Origin of the sequence: uncultured Bradyrhizobium sp., assembly GCF_947648125.1 — a bacterium.
In the GTDB taxonomy this organism is placed as follows: Bacteria; Pseudomonadota; Alphaproteobacteria; order Rhizobiales; family Xanthobacteraceae; genus Bradyrhizobium.
Window position 1 is genome coordinate 288,826 of record NZ_CANSMR010000003.1, and the last position, 14,554, is coordinate 303,379.

Consider the following 14,554-nt stretch of genomic DNA (forward strand, 5'->3'; position numbering starts at 1 on the left):
ATGCGCCTGCAAGATCGCGTCGCCATCGTCGTCGGCGCCGGCCAGAGCCCCGGCGAGGGCATCGGCAACGGACGCGCCACCGCGCTGACCTTCGCCCGCGAAGGCGCCAGGGTGCTGTGCGTCGATCACAATCTGGCATCGGCGCAGGAAACCGTCGAAATGATCGCGGCCAAGGGCGGCATTGCGACCGCCTTCAAGGCGGACGTCACCAAGAATGCCGACATCAAGGCGATGGTGGCGGATGCGCATGGCCGCTGGGGCAGCGTCGATATCTTGCACAACAATGTCGGCGTCAGCCTCTCCGGCGGTGATGCCGAGCTGCTCGACATCACCGAGGAGGCATTCGACCGCTGCGTCGCGATCAATCTGAAGAGCTGCATCCTGGCCGCCAAGCATGTGATCCCGATCATGCGCAAGCAGCAGCGCGGCTCGATCATCAACATCTCGTCGATGGCCGCGATCACGACCTATCCTTACGTCGCCTACAAGGCGACCAAATCGGCAATGATCGCGTTCACCGAACAGCTCGCCTACCAGAATGCGCAATATGGCATTCGCGCCAATGTGATCCTGCCGGGCTTGATGAACACACCGATGGCGGTGGACACGCGCGCCCGCGAATTCAAGAAGAGCCGCGCCGAGGTCGAGGCGGAACGCGACAGCAAGGTGCCGCTGCGTCACAAGATGGGCACCGGCTGGGATGTCGCCAACGCCGCGCTGTTCCTCGCGTCCGATGAGGCCAATTTCGTCACCGGTGTGACGTTGCCGGTCGATGGCGGTGCAAGTGTGCGGCGCGGTTAACCAGCCGCTTTAACCCGGTTAATCCTCGCGATTAACCTGTGTGACGGTGTGCGGTTAATCTCTGTGACAACATCACGCGTTGTTGCGCCGCAATGATTCGAAAAAATTGAAGTATTCCAATGACACGGCGATGTGACGGCGTGTCCACATAAATCGAAATCCTGACTCGTTGTGGTCGCACGAAATTCATCTGCGCTCTGTATCTCGCACGCCAAGAACTTCTGGAGTGCCTGGACCAATGAGCGAAGAATTCGAACTCAGACCCGATCAGTGGGATGCGCTGAAAGCGTTGCGGGCTCCCGCAGCAAACCCTTCACGGCTGAACCGGTTCGCCGTCGAGAGCCTGATCACGCTCGGCTATGTTGCGCTGCGAGGAGATTCGTTTGAACTGACGCCCGCGGGCCGCAAGGTGCTGGTCCGCGGTTCGTCACAATTGCTGCTCGATATCGCGGCCTGATCCCTTCGAAGCTGACATCAAGCTTACACACGCGGCATCATGCCGCGTGTGCTTTTCCGGGAATGGTCGCCTCGCCGTGCTGCGTCAGCGGCTTCATCCCGGTGACAGTGCGCAGCAGCACATAGAACACCGGCGTCAGGAACAGGCCGAACACCGTGACGCCGATCATGCCGGAGAACACCGCCACGCCCATCGCGCGCCGCATCTCCGAGCCCGCGCCAGTCGACAGCACCAGCGGCAGCACGCCCATGATGAACGCCATCGACGTCATCAGGATCGGCCGCAATCGCAGCCGGCTGGCCTCGATCGCGGCGCGGATCGGCGAGCGCCCGGCGAATTCGAGCTCGCGCGCGAATTCGACGATCAGGATGGCGTTCTTGGCCGACAATCCGACCAGCACGATCAGGCCGATCTGGGTGAAGACGTTGTTGTCGCCCTTCGACAGCCAGACGCCGAACATTGCAGCCAAGAGGCCCATCGGCACGATCATGATGATCGAGAGCGGCAGCGCCAGGCTTTCATAGAGCGCGGCGAGCACTAGGAACACCAGCAGGATCGCGAGCGGAAACACCCAGAGCCCCGAATTGCCGGCGATGAATTCCTGATAGGTCAGGTCGGTCCATTCGAAGGCAAAGCCCGGCGGCAGCGTTTCGGCGGCGATCCGGGTCGCCGCCTCCTGCGCCTGGCCGGACGAAAAGCCCGGCGCCGCGGCGGCATTGATGTCTGACGACAGGAAGCCGTTGTAGCGGATCGCGCGCTCCGGACCCGCGCTCTGCCGGACCTTGAGCAAGGCCGACAGCGGCACCATGTCGCCGGACGACGAGCGTACCTTCAACTGCCTGATGTCGTCGGCGCGCGCGCGGAACGGCGCGTCCGCCTGCACATAGACCGAATAGGTTCGGCCGAATTTGTTGAAGTCGTTGACATAGTAGGAGCCGAGATAGATCTGCAGCGTGTTGAAGACCTCCGTGACCGGCACGCCGAGCTGCAACGCCTTGGTGCGGTCGATGTCGGCGAACAGCTGCGGCACGTTAACCTGGAAGCTCGAGAACACGCCGGCGATCTCCGGTGCCTTCTGCATCGCCGTCATGAACGCCTTGGTCGCATCGTTCAGCGCCTCATAGCCAAGGCCGGCGCGGTCCTCAATCTGCAGCTTGAAGCCGCCGATGGTGCCGAGGCCGTTGACCGGCGGCGGCGGGAACATCGCGATGAAAGCATCCTGGATGCCGGCATATTTCTTGTTGAGCGCTGCCGCGATCGCCGGGCCGCTCAGCGACGGATCCTTGCGCTCGTCGAACGGCTTCAGGGTCGAGAACACGATGCCGGCGTTGGAGGAGTTGGTGAAGCCGGAGATCGACAGGCCGGGAAATGCCACCGAGCTCTCGACACCCGGCTGGGTCAGCGCGATGTCGCTCATCTTGCGGATCACTTCCTCGGTCCGGTCGAGCGTGGCGCCGTCGGGCAGCCGGGCAAAGCCGACCAGATACTGCTTGTCCTGGCCCGGCACGAAGCCGCTCGGCACCTGCTTGAACAGCACGCCGGTCAGGCCGATCAAGAGCACATAGAGGCCGATCACCACGGCCTTGCCGTAGATCACCTTGGTGACGGTCCGGCCGTAGTTCTCGGACGACTTGGTGAAGACCTTGTTGAAGCCGCGGAAAAACCAGCCCAGCGACTTTTCCATGCCCCGCGTCAGCCAATCCTTCGGCTCGTCATGTCCCTTCAAGAGCAGCGCCGACAGCGCCGGCGACAGCGTCAGCGAGTTGATCGCCGAGATCACGGTCGAGATCGCAATCGTGAGCGCGAACTGCTTGTAGAACTGTCCGGTGAGGCCGGAGATGAAGGCGAGCGGCACGAACACCGCGATCAAGACCAGCGCAATCGCGATGATCGGGCCGGACACTTCGCGCATCGCCTGGTTGGTGGCATCGCGCGGCGACAGGCCGGATTCGATGTTGCGCTCGACGTTCTCGACCACGACGATGGCGTCGTCGACCACGATGCCGATCGCCAGCACCAGGCCGAACAGGCTGAGCGCGTTGATCGAGAAGCCGAACACATGCATCACCGCGAAGGTGCCGACGATCGACACCGGCACCGCGATCAATGGGATGATCGAAGCGCGCCAGGTCTGCAGGAACAGGATCACCACCAGCACAACGAGCGCGATCGCCTCGAGCAGCGTGTGGATGACGGCTTCGATCGAGGAGCGCACGAACTGGGTCGGATCGTAGACGATCTGGTACGACACGCCTTCCGGCATGTTCTTCTTGATCTCGGCCATGGTGGCGCGGACATGGTCGGAGATCTCCAGCGCGTTCGAACCCGGCGCCTGGAAGATCGGGATCGCGACCGCCTGCTTGTTGTCGAGCAGCGAGCGCAGGCCGTATTCGGAGGCGCCGAGCTCGATCCGGGCGACGTCGCGCAGCCGCACCACCTCGCCGGCCGAACCGGTCTTCACCACGATGTCGCCGAACTGCTCCTCGGTCGACAGCCGCCCCTCGGCATTGACGGAAAGCTGGAGGTCGAGGCCCTTGACGCTGGGCGAGGAGCCGACCACGCCGGCCGCGGCCTCGACGTTCTGGGCCTGGATTGCGCGCACCACATCGCTGGCGGTCAGCGCATGCTCGGCGGCCTTCTGCGGATCGACCCAGACCCGCATCGAATAGTCGCCGGCGCCATAGAGCTGGACGTCGCCGACGCCGTCGATCCGCGCCAGCCGGTCCTTGACGTTGAGCACTGCGTAGTTGCGCAGATACGTCATGTCGTAGCGATTATTGGGCGACAGCAGATGCACGACCATGGTGAGGTCGGGCGAGCTCTTCTTGGTGATGATGCCGAGCTGGCGCACCACGGCCGGCAGGCGCGGTTCGGCCTGCTGCACGCGGTTCTGCACCAGCTGGGTCGCCTTGTCGGGGTCGGTGCCGAGCCGGAAGGTCACCGTCAGCGTCATCGCGCCGTCGGTGGTGGCCTGGCTCGACATATAGAGCATGCCCTCGACGCCGTTGATCTGCTCCTCGATCGGCGTTGCGACCGTCTCGGCGATCACCTTGGGATTGGCGCCGGGATAGGTCGCGCGCACCACGACCGACGGCGGCACCACATCGGGGTATTCCGAGATCGGCATCGCCAGCAGCGAGATCAGGCCGGCCAGGAAGATCAGGATCGATAACACGCCGGCGAAGATCGGCCGGTCGATGAAGAATTTTGAGAGATTCATGGCTCCGCCCCCCGCGTGCAGCGCCTAGCGCTGCACGACGTGCTGGTTGGTTTCAGTGGATGCCTGTTGCATGCCGCGCGCGCCCATCTCGGCGACTTCCATCTTCAGAAGTGCGCCGGGACGCACGCGCTGCAGGCCGTTGACGACGATGCGGTCGCCAGACTTCAGGCCGGCGGTGACGATCCGCAGGCCATCGACAGCGCCGCCAAGCGTAACGGAGCGATAGACGGCGCGGCTGTCGTCGCCGACCAGCATGACGAACTTCTTGTCCTGGTCGGTACCGACGGCGCGCTCGTCGATCAGCACCAGCGTCTGCTGCTTGGGCTGGCCCATGCGCACGCGGGCGAACTGTCCCGGGATCAACCGGCCGTCTTCGTTCTTGAACACGGCGCGGACGCGGATCGTGCCGCTCTGCCCGTTGACCTGGTTGTCGATCAGCTGGATGTGCCCCTTGGCGCTGAGGCCGCCCGACGTCACCATGTCGACCGGGATCTGATCGAGGTTGCCGCGCTTGCCGGAGGCGTCCGCGATCGAATTCAGCGCGCGCAGCACGACCTCCTCATCGGCATCGAAGCTCGCATAGATCGGATTGATCGAGACCAGCGAAGTCAGGACCGGCGAGGATGTCCCTGCCGCGACGAGATTGCCGACGGTGACCTCGATCCGGCCGACCCGGCCGTCGACCGGTGCGCGGACCTCGGTGTAGTCGAGGTTGAGCTTTGCGGTCTGCAACGCGGCTTCGGCGGCCTTGACGTTGGCGATCGCCTCGCGATTGGCGTTGTCGCGCTGGTCGAAATCGCGCTTGGTCACGATGTTGTTGCCGACCAGCTGGGCGCCGCGCTCGACTTCACTCGTGGTGAACACCACGCGAGCCTTGGCTGCCTCGAGCTGCGCCTGGGCCCGGTCGACCTCGGCCGCGTAAGGCGCGGGGTCGATCTTGAACAGGATGTCGCCGGACTTCACCAGCGCGCCCTCGGTGAAATTCGTCGCCAGGATCGCGCCCGCCACCCGCGGCCGCAGCTGGACGCGGTCGACGGCCTCGAGCCGGCCCGAGAAGTCATCGAACAAGGTGGTCGGCCGCGGCTGGATCACGGCGACGGTCACCGGCACCGCCGGTTCAGGGGCGGCGGCCGCGGTCGCCTGCGCAGCGTGGAAATAGTGGCCGGTCGCGATCGAACCGGCCACCGCGACGGCGCCGAGGATCACGACGCCGCCGACGACGCGTCGGAAACGGCCGGAACGGGGATTTTGGGTTGACGAGGGCATTCACGCGCTCCAGATATCTGTAGTGTTCACTACAGATGTGGAGCTGGACGCCGGTCCGCAAGATACTTATGTATCGAGCACTATGAATTTATTATCTCATTCGTGGGGAAATGGGAAGTCGCGGAAAAACATCACGTGCAACAAGAGGATAAGCTAGGGACAATCCGTCAGAGAAACGGCACCCGGCTTACGGAGTAACGAAAAATGGGAATGGGACGCCCCCGCGCCTTCGACGCGGACGCCGCTTTGGACCGGGCCATGGACGTGTTCTGGCGCCACGGTTACGAGGGCACGACGATCGCGCAGCTCACCGAGGCCATGAGCATCAATCCGCCCAGCCTCTACGCCGCCTTCGGCAGCAAGGAAGGCCTGCTGAAGGCCGCGCTCGACCGCTACACCGAAAGGCGCGACGCCTGGATGGAAAAGGTTGTGGGCGCCTCGACCGCGCGAGAGGTGGCCGAACGATTCCTGATGGAGCACGCGGACGCCCAGACCGATCCCGCCAACCCGCCCGGTTGCCTGCTGGTCCAGGGCGGCCTTGCCTGCGGCACCGGCTCGGAAAATGTTCCATTCGAACTGGCGGCGCGCCGCACCCGCACCGAAGACCAGTTGCGCGAACGCTTTGTCCGCGCCAAGGGCGAACGCGACCTGGGCGAAAATGCCGATCCGGCCATGCTTGCCCGCTATCTCTCTGCGGTCACGTCGGGCATGTGCGTGATGGCCTCCTCGGGCGCCGACCGCAACGCGCTGCGCGAGATCGCTGCGGTCTCGCTGAAGGCGTTCGATGAGCAGGCGAAGGCATAGCCCCGTCATTGCGAGGAGCGAAGCGACGAAGCAATCCATGCCTCCGTTCGTGCGGTGATAGTGGATTGCTTCGCTTCGCTCGCAATGACGGCGGCAAGGGCTCGACAATCGCCCGGCCGAATCACCACATCGTCTGGCGCGCGCGCTCCGGCCATTCGCGATCGTATTTCTCGCCGCCGACCGTGTGCTCACTCATCTCAGCGAGGATCTGGCCCGGCGTCGGCAAAGCTTTTGGATCCACCCGCTTGTCCGGGTTCCAGAGGTCGGAGCGCACGATCGCGCGGGCGCACTGGAAGTAGATCTCGTCCACATTCATCACGATCACCGTGCGCGGGGCCTTGCCTTCCATCTTGAAGGAGGCGAGCAGCTCCGGCTCGGCCGAGACATAGGCGCGGCCGTTGACGCGCAGCGTGCTTCCCGAGCCCGGGATCAGGAACAGCAGCCCGACGCGAGGATCGCGCACGATGTTGCGCAGCGAATCGCAGCGATTGTTGCCGCGGCGATCCGGCATCATCAGCGTTTTCGCATCATGGATGCGCACGAAGCCCGGCAGGTCGCCGCGCGGCGAGCAATCGAGTCCCTCGGGCCCTGAGGTCGCAAGCGACACGAACGGCGACTTCTCGATGAGCACACGATAGAGCGGCGTCACGTGATCGGCGACCTTCACGGTCGACGCGTCGTTCGGAAAGCCGTAGATCGCCTCAAGCTGCTCGATCGTGGAAATCACCGACATTCGTGCTGTTCTCCTCGCTTCTTTCTTGACGCGTTTTCTTCACGCGAACCGGTATCCACTTCGCTCGAAAACGCTCTAGTCGTCCCAGCGCTCGCCCTTGATGATGCGGACAAGCTGTCGCGCGTGATATTCGGCGGTGCCGGAATTGACGATGGTGAAATCGGGCGTCGACGTGCTTTCGTCGACGGTGCGGGCCAGCCGCTGCGCGAGCAGCCCGTCGCTGCTGCGTGCCCGCATCGCGAGCCGCGCTGCGAGCACATCCGGCGGCGCCGTAATCGAGACAACCACGGCATTGGCGTAGTTGCGGCGGGCGGCTGCGATCACCGTGCGGGAGACATTTGCGATCACGGTGCGCCCGGCACTGATTTCGTCGTTGATCGCCCGCGACAGCGCATAACGATGGCCGTGAGCTTCCCAGTGCATGGCGTAGTCGCCGGCGGCGACCGCACGCTGGAAGGCGTCCGCGCTGACCTCCTCATTGTCCTCCGACGACGAGGCCTGGCGAGTGATCAGGCGACGGGGAAACACGATGCTATGATCGCCGGTGCAGGCCGCCTTCGCCAGCCCCAGCAGCGTGTCCTTGCCGGCGCCGCTCGGACCGACCACCAGGATCAACCGGCCGGGACCGATCGTGCTGGCGTGTTGCGCGGCGACGGCAGGGACTTCGCTCATGCGACCCTGGCTCCTTCGCGCCAGACGCTGCGCACCACAGGCAGATCGCGCGCGACATGCACGCGGATCAGATCCGCGCGCCTGCCGACCGCGATCTCGCCGCGATCGGTTAGCCCGACCGCCTCGGCCGGCGTCTTGGTCACTGTGCGCACGGCGGAGGCGAGATCGATTGCCGGCACATGCCGCGGCAGTTGCAGTGCCGCCATCAGCAGGCTGGAGGGGATGTAGTCCGACGACAGGATATCGAGCATGCCCTCATTGGCGAGATCGACGGCGGCGATATTGCCAGAGTGCGAGCCGCCGCGCACCACGTTCGGCGCGCCCATCAGGATGTCGATGCCGGCGGCGTGCAGACCGCGCGCGGCTTCCATCGTGGTCGGAAATTCCGCGACCGCGACCTTGTCATTGACGGCGTCGAGCACGTTCTCATCCGTGGTGTCGTCGTGGCTCGCCAGCGGTATCCTGTACTCATGCGCCAGCGCGACGATCGCGCGGGTGTTCGCCACCGCATATTCCTTCTGATAGGCGAAACGCCGGGCGAACAGCACGTCGAGCTGGGCGTCGGTCATGCCGCCGCCCTTACCGCGGTAGTAATCGCGCAGCTTCACCTCGTCGCGGAACTGGCGCTGGCCCGGCGTATGATCCATCAGCGACATCAGCCGCACGTCCGGCCGGTCGATCAGCTCCTTGGCCTCTGCGACGACATCCGGCATCGGCACTTCGCAGCGCAGATGCAGGAAGTGATCGGCGCGCAGCAGATTCTCCTCGCGCGCGGCCGAGATCGCCGCCGCCAGCACGCCGGCACGGCCGTCGACGTCCTCGGCACCGTCCTCGCGCCAGACCCGCAGCGAATCCAGCACCGTGGTGATGCCCGAGGTCGCGAGCTGCCCGTCATAGGAGATCACGGCAGCGACCGGATTCCAGAACACCTTCGGCCGCGGCACGTAGTGCATCTCGAGATGGTCGGTGTGCAGCTCGATCAGGCCGGGCATCAACAGATCACCGCCGGCGTCCTCCGCCGCTTCGGGCGCCCTGCCCTCGCCGAACTCGGCGATCTTGCCATCAGCGATCGCGACCCAGCCCTGCTCGATCACGCGATCGGCGAGGACCAGCCGGGCGTTGCCGATGATGGTGTCTTGCTTCGCAGTCATTTCAAACAGTCCTTCAGGCAGCAGCCGCGAACGAAGTCACGTCCACGATACGGTCGGCAATCAGATGGCGGATTTCGTCGTCATGGACAATCGCGACCATCGCGACGCCCTTGGTCTTTTTCTCCGCAATCAGTTCGACCACCACTGCGCGATTCGCCGCATCGAGCGAAGCGGTCGGCTCGTCCAGCAGCAGGATCGGCAGGTCCGAGATGAAGCCGCGCGCAATGTTGACGCGCTGCTGCTCGCCGCCGGAGAAGGTCGAGGGCGGCAAGGTCCACAGCCGCTCCGGGATGTTGAGTCGGCGCAACAGTCTCCCGGCGCGTTCGCGGGCTTCCTCGCGCGCCACGCCGTTGACGATCAACGGCTCGGCGACGACGTCGATCGTCGCCACCCGCGGCACCGCGCGCAGGAACTGGCTGACATAGCCGATCGTCGAGCGGCGGATGCTCAGCACCTGGCGCGGCTCGGCGGTCGCGAGGTCAACAACCTTGCCGCGATGGCGGATTCCGATCCGGCCGCTGTCGCAGCGATAATTGCCGAAGATCATCTTCAGGATCGAGGATTTGCCGGCGCCCGACGGGCCCGACAGCACCACGCATTCGCCCGGATCGGCGTGGAACGAGACGCCGCGCACCACGGGCAGCTCGACGCCGCCTTGCAGATGCATGGTGAAGGTCTTCTCGGCGTTGGCAAGTTCGATCATCGCGGTCATTGGCAAGCTCATGGCGGCAGTATCGAGGAAACGAGCAGCTGGGTATAGGGCTCGCGGGGATCGTCGAGCACCTGGTCGGTAAGACCGGTCTCGATGACGCGGCCGCCCTTCATCACCATCACGCGATGCGACAGCAGGCGCGCGACCGCGAGATCGTGGGTCACGACGATGGCGGCAAGGCCGAGCTCGCTGACGAGGTTGCGCATCAGGTCGAGCAGGCGCGCCTGCACCGAGACGTCGAGGCCGCCGGTCGGCTCGTCCATGAACACCAGCCGCGGCTCGGTGACGAGGTTGCGCGCGATCTGCAGCCGCTGCCGCATGCCGCCGGAATAGGTCTTCGGCGCATCGTCGATGCGGCCGACATCGATCTCGACCCGATCGAGCCAGGTCGATGCGGTGTCGCGGATTCGGCCGTAGTGATTCCAGCCGACCGCCATCAGCCGCTCGCCGACATTGGCGCCGGCCGAGACGCCCATGCGCAATCCCTGCGCCGGGTCCTGATGCACAAAACCCCAGTCGGTGCGGAACAGGAAGCGACGCTCCGCTTCGCCGAGTTCGGCGAGATCGCGCAGCACGCCGTCGCGCATCCGGTAGGACACCCGTCCCGCGCTCGGCGCGAGCTGCGCGGAAAGCAGTTGCAGCAGCGTCGACTTGCCCGACCCGGACTCGCCGACGATCGCCAGCACCTCACCGGGATAGAGCGCGAACGAGACGTCGCGGCAGGCCGGGAGCCGGCCGTAGTTCTTGGCAAGCCCCTCGGCCACCAGCAGCGGCTGATCGTTGTCGAGGCCGACGAGCTCAGACATGCGCCTTCTCCTTGTGCGGCGCCGCGCTCTCGGTGCCGAAATAGCCGGCCGCCTGGCGCTGCTCGCAGAAGTCGGTATCGGAGCAGACGAACATCCGCCCGCCCTTGTCGTCGGTGACGATCTCGTCGAGATAGGAATTATCGGCGCCGCACAGCGCGCAGGGCGCGTCGAAGCGGTAGCGCGTGAACGGGTGATCCTCGAAATCCAGCGAGACCACGGTGGTGTAGGGCGGGATCGCGTAGATGCGCTTCTCGCGGCCGGCGCCGAACAGCTGCAGCGCCGCGCAATTGTCCATCTTCGGATTGTCGAATTTCGGGGTCGGCGACGGGTCCATCACGTAGCGCGCATTCACCTTCACCGGGTAGGCGTAGGCGGTCGCGATGTGGCCGAAGCGCGCGATATCCTCGTAGAGCTTGACGTGCATCAGCCCGTATTCGGCGAGCGCGTGCATGCGTCGCGTCTCGGTCTCGCGCGGCTCCAGGAAGCGCAGCGGTTCGGGGATCGGCACCTGATAGACCAGCACCTGCCCGGCGTGCAGCGACGCTTCGGGAATGCGATGCCGGGTCTGGATCACGGTCGCGTCCGTGGTCGAGGTCGTGGTCGCGACCCCCGCGGTCTTGCCGAAGAATTTGCGGATCGAGATCGCGTTGGTGGTGTCGTCCGAACCCTGGTCGATCACCTTCAGCACGTCATCGGGCCCGAGGATCGCCGCCGTCACCTGCACGCCGCCAGTGCCCCAGCCATAGGGCATCGGCATCTCGCGACTGGCGAACGGCACCTGATAGCCGGGGATCGCAATCGCCTTCAGGATCGCGCGGCGGATCATCCGCTTGGTCTGCTCGTCGAGATAGGCGAAATTGTATGTCGGCGCGTTCATTCCGCGGCCTCCTGCATTTCCACGGCCGCGTTGGCTTCCGCGAACTCCTGCCGCAGCTTGCGCAGCAGGCCGAGCTCGGACTGGAAGTCGACGTAGTGCGGCAGCTTGAGATGCTCGACGAAGCCGGTCGACTGCACATTGTCGGAGTGCGACATCACGAATTCCTCATCCTGCGCCGGCGCCCCCGCCTCCTCGCCGAGCTCGCGTGCGCGCAGCGCGCGATCGACCAGCGCCATCGACATGGTCTTGCGCTCGCTCTGGCCGAAGGCGAGGCCGTAGCCGCGGGTGAAGCACGGCGCCTCGGTCGTCGAGCCCTTGAACTGGTTGACCATCTGACACTCGGTCAGTTCGATCGAACCGAGCGGCACCGCGAAGCCGACGTCCTCGGCCGAGAATTCGACCTCGACCTCGCCGAAGCGGATCTCGCCGGCGAAGGGATGGTTGCGGCCGTAGCCGCGCTGCGTCGAATAGCCGAGTGCGAGCAGGAAGCCCTCGTCGCCGCGCGCCAGATTCTGCAGCCGCAGATCGCGATCGGCCGGGAAGCTCAGCGGCTCGCGCGTGAGGTCGCCGACCGCCGCGTCGCTATCGGCCTGCGGCGACGTTTCGATCAAGCCGTCGCGGCCAAGGATGTCGGTGACCCGCGGCGTTGACGCCTGCGAGGCTTCCGCGGTCATCGGCTGTTCCGGCACAAAGCCTTCAGCAAGCTGCGGGTCGAGCAGACGATGGGTGTAATCGAAGGTCGGCCCCAGGATCTGGCCGCCCGGAACGTCCTTGAAGGTCGAGGAGATGCGCCGCCGCACCTGCATCTCGCCGGTGTTGACCGGCTCGGTGGCGCCGAAACGCGGCAGCGTCGCGCGGAAGGCGCGAACCAGGAAGATCGCCTCGATCATGTCGCCGCGCGCCTGCTTGATCGCGAGCGCCGCGAGCTCGCGGTCGTAGAGCGAGCCTTCGGTCATCACGCGGTCGACGCCGAGCGCGAGCTGCTCGGAGATCTGCGCCAGCGTCACCTCGGGCACATCGCGATCGCCGCGCCGCTCATGCGCCAGCAGCCGATGAGCGTTCTCGATGGCGCGCTCGCCTCCCTTGACGGCTACATACATCGCTCACACTCCGCTTGCCATCAGCCGCGTGGTGCGCGGGATCGCGACAATCTTGTCGTCATGGACCAGCACGACGTCGATGCCGCGCGGGAACAGCGCTTCATTGATCGACAGCCGCTGGAACAGGTCGCGCGGCTTGATCATCGCCTGCAACAGTGCGCTGCCGTCGATGCCGGGCCCCTTCAGCTCGAAGGCCGGTCCTTGCGTCAGGCTGTCGACCTGCAGGATCAGCGTGGTCGACCGGTCAGGATATTCGCTGCTGCCGAACGCGAAACGCTCGAGCGCCGGCAGGTTCGCCGCATCGCCGATCAGCGCGAAGCTTGCGATCGAGGAATCCGTAACCACCGGCGCGCTGGCGTGAAACTTCAGCCAGCGAGCGACATCCGGCGTCGCCGACATCGCGGCGTCGAGCCAGATCGGCGTGTCGTGATCGAACAGCGTCAGCGCGATCGCGGCCGAGCCGCGCATCATGCCGGCGGGCGTTCCGACATCAGCGGCGACGCGCTGCACGCTGCCCGGGCGCGCCATCGCATCCATCACGGAGCGGAACGTGGACTGCGCCGACAGCACCTTGTCGGCAAACCCTGCGGGCATTTCGGCAATCGTCGTCATTGCATCATCCCTCACCGCGCACCATCGTGTAGAAATCAACCCGCGTTGCCGCGGTCTCCGCGGCCTTGCGGGCGCGTTCGGCATTCATCGCGACACGCAGCGGCGCGATCACCTTGGCCTCCACCTCGCCGGACAACTCCGCCGACTGCACCATGGCGTCGCACAGCGCGATCATCTGCGCCTTGTGCGCATCGCGGCCGAGCGTGTAGCCGAAGCCGACCTCGCCGGTCGCAAGCCGCACCGCCGCGCGCGACACCGTCGCCTCGCCGAGATTGAACGGCGCACCGTCACCGCCGATCCGCCCGCGCATCATCACGAGGCCGTTCTCCGGCTCGCGCAGGTTCTCATGCGCGGGCACTGCGATCGCGGCCAGCCGGCCTGCGATGTCGGCCGCGGCGGAGTGCGCCAGCACCGTCATCGCGGCCTTGCGCTGGCCCTGTTTGCTGTCTGGTCCGGTCGTACTGATGGTCGAACTCATGAGCAACCTTGCTTGCATCAAGTTGTCTATGATAATAGACAACTTGATAGCCGAGCGCCATGACTGTTTCGTGACAAACCGAAGATTTCTGGTATCACCGCGCCATGAGCATGCAGGAAAGTTCCGGCGTCGCCTTGTGGCGGCAGGTCGCTGACGGCATCGAGCGCGGCATCGCCGACGGCCGCTTCGCTGCAGGCGAAAAGCTGCCGGGCGAGATGGAGATCGCCGAGACTTACCGGGTCAACCGCCACACCGTGCGGCGGGCGCTCGCCGCACTCGCCGAGCGCGGCCTGGTGCGCGCCGAGCGCGGTAGCGGCACCTATGTCGAAGCCCAGCGCCTTGCCTATCCGCTGCGCTCACGCACGCGATTCTCCGAGATCGTCGGCGCCGGCGGCCATGAGCCGCGCGGCCAGCTGATCGATGCAGGCAGCGATGTTGCCAATCGCGAGATCGCGCGCGAGCTGGGTTTGAAGATTGGCGCGCCGCTGATCCGGATCGAAGCGGTGCGGCTCGCCGACCGGACGCCGATCTGCGTTTCGACCACCTGGCTGTCGGCCGAGCGGTTTCCCGATGCCGGCAGCGTGTTTGCCGACGTTCGTTCGATGACGAAGCTGCTCGGGCATTACGGCGTCAAGGATTACCGCCGCGCATCGACCCGGATCACCGCGGCGATCGCCGATGCGACCGACGCCGCACGGCTCGATCTGCCGCTGGGCCGGCCGGTGCTGGTGGTCGACGCGACCGACGTCGACATGCTGGACCGCCCGCTGGTGACCAAGCGCTCGCGCTTCGCCGCCGAGCGCGTGGAGTTTCTGGTCGAGAACGGCTGACTCTTCCTCCCCGCACGCGGGGAGAGGCGAAGAAA

Annotated in this window: 15 protein-coding genes; 4 read left to right on the top strand and 11 right to left on the bottom strand. The window is 65.5% G+C overall.

The annotated features are described in order from the left end of the window. The gene (locus Q0030_RS08320; RefSeq protein WP_298365283.1) at positions 1 to 801 is read left to right on the top strand and encodes an SDR family NAD(P)-dependent oxidoreductase; all 801 of its coding nucleotides are present in this window, start codon (positions 1 to 3) and stop codon (positions 799 to 801) included. A gap of 238 nt (positions 802 to 1,039) precedes the next feature. Beyond that, complete coding sequence (locus tag Q0030_RS08325; RefSeq protein WP_298365284.1) at positions 1,040 to 1,258, top strand: hypothetical protein; 219 nt, start codon at positions 1,040 to 1,042, stop codon at positions 1,256 to 1,258. 37 nt (positions 1,259 to 1,295) lie between these two features. Here Q0030_RS08325 and Q0030_RS08330 read toward each other — a convergent pair whose 3' ends face one another. Next, positions 1,296 to 4,478, bottom strand: coding sequence for a multidrug efflux RND transporter permease subunit (locus Q0030_RS08330; RefSeq protein WP_298365286.1), 3,183 nt, complete (start codon positions 4,476 to 4,478; stop codon positions 1,296 to 1,298). A gap of 24 nt (positions 4,479 to 4,502) precedes the next feature. Next, positions 4,503 to 5,744, bottom strand: a complete 1,242-nt coding sequence (locus Q0030_RS08335; protein ID WP_298365287.1) for an efflux RND transporter periplasmic adaptor subunit — start codon at positions 5,742 to 5,744, stop codon at positions 4,503 to 4,505. Between the two features lie 204 nt (positions 5,745 to 5,948). Between Q0030_RS08335 and Q0030_RS08340 the strand changes: the two genes are divergently transcribed. Further along, the gene (locus tag Q0030_RS08340) at positions 5,949 to 6,548 is read left to right on the top strand and encodes a TetR/AcrR family transcriptional regulator (protein ID WP_298365289.1); all 600 of its coding nucleotides are present in this window, start codon (positions 5,949 to 5,951) and stop codon (positions 6,546 to 6,548) included. A gap of 121 nt (positions 6,549 to 6,669) precedes the next feature. Here Q0030_RS08340 and Q0030_RS08345 read toward each other — a convergent pair whose 3' ends face one another. The 9 genes from Q0030_RS08345 to phnG all read right to left on the bottom strand — a co-directional run bounded on the left by Q0030_RS08345 (position 6,670) and on the right by phnG (position 13,689). After that, positions 6,670 to 7,281, bottom strand: a complete 612-nt coding sequence (locus Q0030_RS08345; RefSeq protein ID WP_298365291.1) for a pyridoxamine 5'-phosphate oxidase family protein — start codon at positions 7,279 to 7,281, stop codon at positions 6,670 to 6,672. Between the two features lie 75 nt (positions 7,282 to 7,356). Beyond that, positions 7,357 to 7,953 carry a phosphonate metabolism protein/1,5-bisphosphokinase (PRPP-forming) PhnN gene (phnN, locus tag Q0030_RS08350; RefSeq protein ID WP_298365293.1) on the bottom strand — a complete coding sequence of 199 codons (597 nt, stop codon included), beginning with the start codon at positions 7,951 to 7,953 and terminating at the stop codon, positions 7,357 to 7,359. Beyond that, on the bottom strand, positions 7,950 to 9,104 hold the full coding sequence (locus Q0030_RS08355; protein WP_298365295.1) for an alpha-D-ribose 1-methylphosphonate 5-triphosphate diphosphatase: 1,155 nt from the start codon (positions 9,102 to 9,104) through the stop codon (positions 7,950 to 7,952). The genes phnN and Q0030_RS08355 overlap by 4 nt, the downstream gene beginning before the upstream one ends. A 13-nt stretch (positions 9,105 to 9,117) precedes the next feature. Then, positions 9,118 to 9,816, bottom strand: a complete 699-nt coding sequence (phnL, locus tag Q0030_RS08360) for a phosphonate C-P lyase system protein PhnL (RefSeq protein WP_198964452.1) — start codon at positions 9,814 to 9,816, stop codon at positions 9,118 to 9,120. A gap of 8 nt (positions 9,817 to 9,824) precedes the next feature. After that, a complete protein-coding gene (phnK, locus tag Q0030_RS08365) occupies positions 9,825 to 10,622 on the bottom strand; it encodes a phosphonate C-P lyase system protein PhnK (protein ID WP_298365299.1) in 798 nt (265 codons plus the stop codon). Beyond that, complete coding sequence (locus Q0030_RS08370; protein WP_298365301.1) at positions 10,615 to 11,499, bottom strand: alpha-D-ribose 1-methylphosphonate 5-phosphate C-P-lyase PhnJ; 885 nt, start codon at positions 11,497 to 11,499, stop codon at positions 10,615 to 10,617. Before Q0030_RS08370 ends, phnK begins: the two co-directional genes overlap by 8 nt. Next, complete coding sequence (locus Q0030_RS08375; protein ID WP_298365303.1) at positions 11,496 to 12,599, bottom strand: carbon-phosphorus lyase complex subunit PhnI; 1,104 nt, start codon at positions 12,597 to 12,599, stop codon at positions 11,496 to 11,498. The genes Q0030_RS08370 and Q0030_RS08375 overlap by 4 nt, the downstream gene beginning before the upstream one ends. 3 nt (positions 12,600 to 12,602) lie before the next feature. After that, positions 12,603 to 13,211, bottom strand: coding sequence for a phosphonate C-P lyase system protein PhnH (phnH, locus tag Q0030_RS08380; protein WP_298365305.1), 609 nt, complete (start codon positions 13,209 to 13,211; stop codon positions 12,603 to 12,605). A 4-nt stretch (positions 13,212 to 13,215) separates the two neighbouring features. Next, positions 13,216 to 13,689 (bottom strand): phosphonate C-P lyase system protein PhnG, encoded by a 474-nt coding sequence (phnG, locus tag Q0030_RS08385; RefSeq protein ID WP_298365307.1) that lies wholly within the window; start codon positions 13,687 to 13,689, stop codon positions 13,216 to 13,218. Between the two features lie 104 nt (positions 13,690 to 13,793). On the opposite strand from phnG, the gene phnF reads away from it, so the two are divergent. After that, a complete protein-coding gene (phnF, locus tag Q0030_RS08390) occupies positions 13,794 to 14,519 on the top strand; it encodes a phosphonate metabolism transcriptional regulator PhnF (RefSeq protein WP_298365309.1) in 726 nt (241 codons plus the stop codon). The last annotated feature ends 35 nt before the right edge of the window (positions 14,520 to 14,554 follow it).

Coding starts and splice junctions, on each gene's coding strand:
- Q0030_RS08325 (WP_298365284.1), top strand. CDS start 1,040: ATGAGCGAAGAATTCGAACTCAGACCCGATCAGTGGGATGCGCTGAAA.
- phnK (WP_298365299.1), bottom strand. CDS start 10,622: ATGTCTGAGCTCGTCGGCCTCGACAACGATCAGCCGCTGCTGGTGGCC.
- Q0030_RS08330 (WP_298365286.1), bottom strand. CDS start 4,478: ATGAATCTCTCAAAATTCTTCATCGACCGGCCGATCTTCGCCGGCGTG.
- Q0030_RS08320 (WP_298365283.1), top strand. CDS start 1: ATGCGCCTGCAAGATCGCGTCGCCATCGTCGTCGGCGCCGGCCAGAGC.
- Q0030_RS08375 (WP_298365303.1), bottom strand. CDS start 12,599: ATGTATGTAGCCGTCAAGGGAGGCGAGCGCGCCATCGAGAACGCTCAT.
- phnL (WP_198964452.1), bottom strand. CDS start 9,816: ATGACCGCGATGATCGAACTTGCCAACGCCGAGAAGACCTTCACCATG.
- phnN (WP_298365293.1), bottom strand. CDS start 7,953: ATGAGCGAAGTCCCTGCCGTCGCCGCGCAACACGCCAGCACGATCGGT.
- Q0030_RS08335 (WP_298365287.1), bottom strand. CDS start 5,744: ATGCCCTCGTCAACCCAAAATCCCCGTTCCGGCCGTTTCCGACGCGTC.
- Q0030_RS08345 (WP_298365291.1), bottom strand. CDS start 7,281: ATGTCGGTGATTTCCACGATCGAGCAGCTTGAGGCGATCTACGGCTTT.
- phnG (WP_298365307.1), bottom strand. CDS start 13,689: ATGAGTTCGACCATCAGTACGACCGGACCAGACAGCAAACAGGGCCAG.
- Q0030_RS08355 (WP_298365295.1), bottom strand. CDS start 9,104: ATGACTGCGAAGCAAGACACCATCATCGGCAACGCCCGGCTGGTCCTC.
- Q0030_RS08370 (WP_298365301.1), bottom strand. CDS start 11,499: ATGAACGCGCCGACATACAATTTCGCCTATCTCGACGAGCAGACCAAG.
- phnF (WP_298365309.1), top strand. CDS start 13,794: ATGAGCATGCAGGAAAGTTCCGGCGTCGCCTTGTGGCGGCAGGTCGCT.
- Q0030_RS08340 (WP_298365289.1), top strand. CDS start 5,949: ATGGGAATGGGACGCCCCCGCGCCTTCGACGCGGACGCCGCTTTGGAC.
- phnH (WP_298365305.1), bottom strand. CDS start 13,211: ATGACGACGATTGCCGAAATGCCCGCAGGGTTTGCCGACAAGGTGCTG.